This window comes from Hydrogenophaga sp., assembly GCF_041633695.1.
Classification (GTDB): Bacteria; Pseudomonadota; Gammaproteobacteria; order Burkholderiales; family Burkholderiaceae_C; genus Hydrogenophaga.
This window is the reverse complement of record NZ_JBFJMY010000319.1, coordinates 1-4956: the sequence shown is the minus strand read 5'-3', so window position 1 is coordinate 4956 and position 4956 is coordinate 1. Positions and strand designations below refer to the sequence as shown.

Sequence of the window (4956 nt, the reverse complement as noted above, 5' to 3'; positions counted from 1 at the left end):
CTCGCAGCCCCGCCACTCGACGCTGTGGTTTTGGTTGAAAAGCTGGCGGCGCGTCTGCAACTCGCAGCACTGTGAGCGAGAAGCCTCTCATGAAGCACCAGATTCGACTCTTCCACAGTCATCGAGCTAAGGTCAGGTGTTCCTATGGCGCAATGCTCAGCCAGCCTCACGCATAACGTGTTCGCAACTCCCGCTTGAGCAGCTTGCCGCTGGGGTTCTTGGGCAGGCTGTCGGTGAACACCACGCGCTTGGGGGATTTGAAGCTGGCCATGTGCTGGTTGCAGTGCGCCACCACCTCGGCCTCGGTCAAGCTGTGGCCGGCCTTGAGCACGATCACCGCCGTGACCGCTTCCACCCATTTGGGGTCGGGCAGGCCGATCACCGCGACCTCGCTCACGCCGGGCAGGCGGTACACCATCTCTTCCACCTCGCGGCTGGCCACGTTTTCGCCGCCGGTTTTGATCATGTCCTTCTTGCGGTCCACGACGGTGATGTAGCCCTCGTCGTCGATGATGGCCAGGTCGCCGCTGTGGAACCAGTCGCCTTCGAACGCGGCGCGGGTGCGCTCGTCGTCGTGGAAGTAGCCCAGCATCAGGTGCGGCGAGCGGTGCACGATTTCGCCCACTTCGCCCACCGCCACGTCCTGCATCGCGTCGTCGACCACGCGGGTCTCCACGTTGAGCACGGCCTTGCCGCAGGAGCCGGGTTTGCGCAGTTGGTCCTCGGGGCCGAGCATGGTGGCCAGCGGCGCGATCTCGGTCTGGCCGTACAGATTCCACAGGCGTACCGATGGCAGGCGGCTCGCCAATTCCTTGAGCACTTCCACCGGCATGATGGACGCGCCGTAGTAGCCCTTGACCAGGCTCTTGACCCGGGCGGGATCGAACAGCGGCGAGCGCAGCAGCGCGATCCACACCGTGGGCGGCGCAAAGAAGCTGGTGATCTGGTGTTTTTCGATCAAGGCCAACAGGTTGTCGGGCACCGGTTTGGCCGTGATCACGTTGCTGCTGCCCATGTAGATCGCGGGGCCAAAAAACACGTCGAGCTGCGCGCAGTGGTAGAGCGGCAGCGCGTGCAGGGCGCGGTCTTCTTGTGCGATGGCGGCGTCCACCACGCAGCTCACGTACTGCCACAACACGGCGTCGTGCGTGAGCATGGCGCCTTTGGGTGTGGATTCGGTGCCGCTGGTGTAGACGATTTGTGCCAGGTCCTGGCTGCCCAGGCTGACATCGGGCAGCGGGTCGGTGCAGGCGGCCAGCGTGTCGAAGTTGTGCATGCCCGCCACCGGCTCGCTGGGGTCTTCGGATGGCAGCCAGATGAATTGCGACACCTGGGTGTCCAGCGCGGCGGCTTCGTGGGCGAGGGCGGCCAGGCCGCTGTCGGTGGCCAGGGTTTTGGCCCCGGCGTGGCGCAGGATGTAGGCGACTTCGTCGCCCTTGAGCATGAAGTTGATCGGCACCATCACCGCACCCCGGCGCGCCAGCGCAAAACGCAGGGCTGCAAAGCCGTGCGAATTGCGGGCCAGCACGGCGACTTTGTCGCCTTGCGCCACACCCACGCTGGCCAGGCCAGCGGCCAGGCGGCTCACCAGCGCGTCGAAAGCCGCGTAGCTCCATTCGGTGGCGCCGCAGACGATGGCGGTCTTGGCGGGCAGTCGGCCAGCGGTGCGGCGCAGCGCGTCGGCAATGGTCTGGCGGCGCACCACGGGGTGGACGGCGGTTGATGACATATGGGAACTCCTGTGTCGCAGTTGAAACGGGTTGGATGGCGCTGGGCTGTGGCGCCGAACGGACTTGCCATGGATTGAAATCGATTCGGCGTGGATGGCAATGGGCATTTATACCGAGCGGCTGTCACCTGTGCGGCTGCGGGGGGCTTTGTGTGCCCGTGTGGTGGGTGTGGCAGCCGGGCCAGACCGCAGCGGGCGCGGGCTATCATGGCGCGATGGACCCCGTGACATCAACACAAACCACCCTCAGCCGCTGGGGCAAGCAGGTGCGCGCCACCTGGCTGGCGTGGTGGCGCGTCTTGCTGCTGGGCGCGCAAATCGTGGTGCTGGGGCTGCTGCCGTCGAGCTACGAGCGCGGGGTTCAGCGGCAGGCGGTGTTGCGCAATATTTACATGGCCACGGCGCCGCTGCTGACCTGGTTTCTGGTGCTGTCGGCGCTCATCAGTCTGGTGCTGATCCGCATCGTGGTCGCCACGGCGTTCAGTTACGGCCTGTCGCAGTACGCGCTGGAGGTGCTGGTGCGCACCCTGGTGCTGGAACTCATTCCCTTGTACGTCGCGATGTTCGTGGCCTTGCGTTTCAGCATGCCCGGCGCCGAAGACGTGCACGAAACCTTGAGCGAGCTGCAAGACGATGGCGTGGTGCGCGCCCACCAGACGCTGTTGCGCAACGAGCTGTTGCCGCGCGCCGTGGGCAGCGTGTTTTCGGTTTTGATGCTGGCCGCGCTCAGTTGCGTGATCGCCTTGGTGCTCACCTACCTCACGGTCTACGGCTTTTCACCCTGGGGTCTGCCGGCCTATACCCGTGGCGTGGGGCAGGTGTTCACCCCCGCCGTGACCCTGATTTTTGCGCTCAAGACCGTGTTTTTGAGTCTGGCGGTGGCCATTGTGCCGCTGGCGTCCAGCACCCACCGAGACCCCAGCGGCCGCTACAGCCGGCGCAGCGACATCACCGAGTTTGCGCGCCTGTTTTCGGTGGTGCTGCTGATCGAAGTGGTGTCGCTGTTGGGCAACTACTATTGAGCCTCCATGAACGACGAAGCCAAAAATCCCCCCAGCGCCCGCACGGCGGCCGGCACGGTGAAGAACATCGAGGTCAAGGCCGCGCTGTTGTTGCTGTTCATGCTGGCACTGGTGCTCGGTTCTGCCGCCTACGTGCTGTACGCGCGGGGCGTGTTCGAAAGCACCCAGCGGGTGGTGCTGCTGGCCGACGATTCCGAGGGCGTGGTGGTCGGCATGGACGTCACCTTTGCCGGGTTTCCCATTGGCCGCGTGGCGCGCATCGAACTGGGCGAGGACGGCAACGCGCGCATTTTGGTCGACGTGCCGAGCAAGGACGCGCGCTGGTTGCGCACCTCCAGCATCTTCACCATGGAGCGCGGCATTGTGGGTGGTACCCGCATCCGCGCCTTCAGCGGTGTGCTGGAAGATCCGCCGCTGGAAGATGGCGCGGTGCGCACGGTCTTGCGTGGTGATGCTTCGGCCGAAATTCCGCGCCTCACCGCATCTGCGCGCGAACTGCTGGACAACCTGAACGCGTTGACCGGCGCGGGCGCTCCTCTGGCCAAGACCCTGGCCCAGGCGCAAGACGCCGTCGCACGCCTGAACGGACCGCAGGGTGCGATGGGCTTGTTGTTCGGCAACGAGGCCGATGCGCGCAAGATCGTGGACACGGTGGACCGCACCAACGCACTGCTGGCGCGGGCCGAGGCGCTCACCGCGCGTCTGGACAAGCTGGTGCTCAACGCCGACAAGCAGGTGTTTGGCGACCCCGGCGCCCAGAGCACGGCGGCTCAATCCGGCCTGGTGGGCGACGTGCGCGCCAGTGTGCAGCAGCTCAACGGCTTGCTGGGTGAGGCGCGTGGCAGCTTGCAAAAGGTGGACGCGGTGCTGGTGGAGGCGCAGGGCATTGCCAGCAATACCCGCGAGGCCACGGTCGATCTGGGCGCCTTGCGCGCCGAGGTGGAGGCCAGTCTGCGCAAGGTGGACAGCCTGGTGAACGAGGTCAACCGCAAGTGGCCGTTCGCCCGCGAGACGGAGATACAACTGCCATGATGTGGAACACCCCCGCGCCGACTTCGTCGTCACCCCCTCAAGAGGGCAACGCCAGCAGCCCGGCGAAGCCGGTTCTGCGGCGTTCAAGGCCCACCCCCGCGCCGTGCGTTTTGCGCCCATCACCTCCTCAAGAGGGCAACGTTTGTGGCCCGGCGAAGCCGGTTCCACAAGGTTTCTGGAGCAACTTCCTGTCTGGCGCAACGGTCTGGACGCTTGCGCGCTGGTCTGTGGTGCCAGTGGCGGTTGTGTTGTCGGCCTGTTCCAGCACGCCACCGCCGCCCGAGTGGCAGATGAACGCCAAGGGCAGTATCGAGCGCGCCGCCGATGCCTGGCTGCGTGGCGACGCCAAGATCGAAGCGGTGGAATTCGCACGCGCGCGCAGCGACGTGGCGAGTACCGCGCGCCCCGATTGGCTGGCCCGGCTGGAACTGCTGCGCTGCGCCACCCGCGTGGCGGCATTGGATTTCCAGGCCTGCACCGGCTACGAGGCTTTGGCGCCCGACGCTGCGCCTGCCGAGCAGGCCTATGCGCGTTACCTCGGCGGCAGCGCGCAAGCGGCGGATGCGCCGCTGTTGCCGCCGCCCCACCGGGGTTTGGCTGCGGGCTCCAGCAGCCCCGATGCCACCTTGGCGGGCATCGAAGAACCACTCTCCCGCCTGGTTGCCGCCGGTGTGCTGATGCGGCGTGGCCAGGCCACGCCTGGCGTCATTCGGCAGGCGGTGGAAACGGCGTCGGCCCAGGGCTGGCGCCGGCCTCTGCTGGCCTGGCTGGGTGTGCTGCAGCAGCGTGCCCAGGCCGCTGGTGCTGTGGACGAGGTGGCGCGTGTTCAGCGCCGAATCGATCTGCTGGCGCCCAGCGCCACCGTCCGACCATCTACCCCCTGAACGGGCGTGCCATGGTCGAAGCGCTGGCGCTCGGGCGCCGACGCTGGACGGCGCAGGATCAGGCAAAACTGCTTTGAAGGAGTCGTGCCATGGGCATTGAACTGGATCACACCATCGTGCCGTCGCACCACGCGGCGGCCTCGGCCCAGCGCCTGGCCGAACTGCTCGACGTGCCTTGGGCCGCCAGCGGACCGGGGCCCTTCGTGCCGGTCTATGTCAACCAGGGTCTGACCCTGGACTTCATCGAGACGGACGAGCCCTTTCCGGTCTACCACTTCTGTTTTCGCGT

Annotated in this window: 4 protein-coding genes and 1 pseudogene; 4 read left to right on the top strand and 1 reads right to left on the bottom strand. The window is 66.4% G+C overall.

Annotated features, from left to right (window positions below; all coding sequences use genetic code 11):
- Positions 1-166: 166 nt before the first annotated feature.
- Positions 167-1729, bottom strand: a complete 1563-nt coding sequence (locus tag ABYB95_RS16955) for an acyl-CoA synthetase (RefSeq protein WP_372659733.1) — start codon at positions 1727-1729, stop codon at positions 167-169.
- A gap of 215 nt (positions 1730-1944) precedes the next feature.
- Here ABYB95_RS16955 and ABYB95_RS16950 point away from each other — a divergent pair, with 215 nt between their 5' ends.
- The 4 genes and pseudogenes from ABYB95_RS16950 to ABYB95_RS16935 form a co-directional block, all read left to right on the top strand.
- On the top strand, positions 1945-2751 hold the full coding sequence (locus ABYB95_RS16950; RefSeq protein WP_372659732.1) for an MlaE family ABC transporter permease: 807 nt from the start codon (positions 1945-1947) through the stop codon (positions 2749-2751).
- Between the two features lie 6 nt (positions 2752-2757).
- The gene (locus ABYB95_RS16945; RefSeq protein WP_372659731.1) at positions 2758-3783 is read left to right on the top strand and encodes an MlaD family protein; all 1026 of its coding nucleotides are present in this window, start codon (positions 2758-2760) and stop codon (positions 3781-3783) included.
- Positions 3784-4013: 230 nt separating this feature from the next.
- Positions 4014-4667, top strand: coding sequence for a hypothetical protein (locus ABYB95_RS16940; protein WP_372659730.1), 654 nt, complete (start codon positions 4014-4016; stop codon positions 4665-4667).
- A gap of 89 nt (positions 4668-4756) precedes the next feature.
- Positions 4757-4956, top strand: a pseudogene (locus ABYB95_RS16935) (VOC family protein); the annotation flags it as partial.

Bases quoted from the DNA above. Each gene is read 5' to 3' on its own strand.
- ABYB95_RS16955 (WP_372659733.1), bottom strand. From the start codon at position 1,729: ATGTCATCAACCGCCGTCCACCCCGTGGTGCGCCGCCAGACCATTGCC.
- ABYB95_RS16950 (WP_372659732.1), top strand. From the start codon at position 1,945: ATGGACCCCGTGACATCAACACAAACCACCCTCAGCCGCTGGGGCAAG.
- ABYB95_RS16945 (WP_372659731.1), top strand. From the start codon at position 2,758: ATGAACGACGAAGCCAAAAATCCCCCCAGCGCCCGCACGGCGGCCGGC.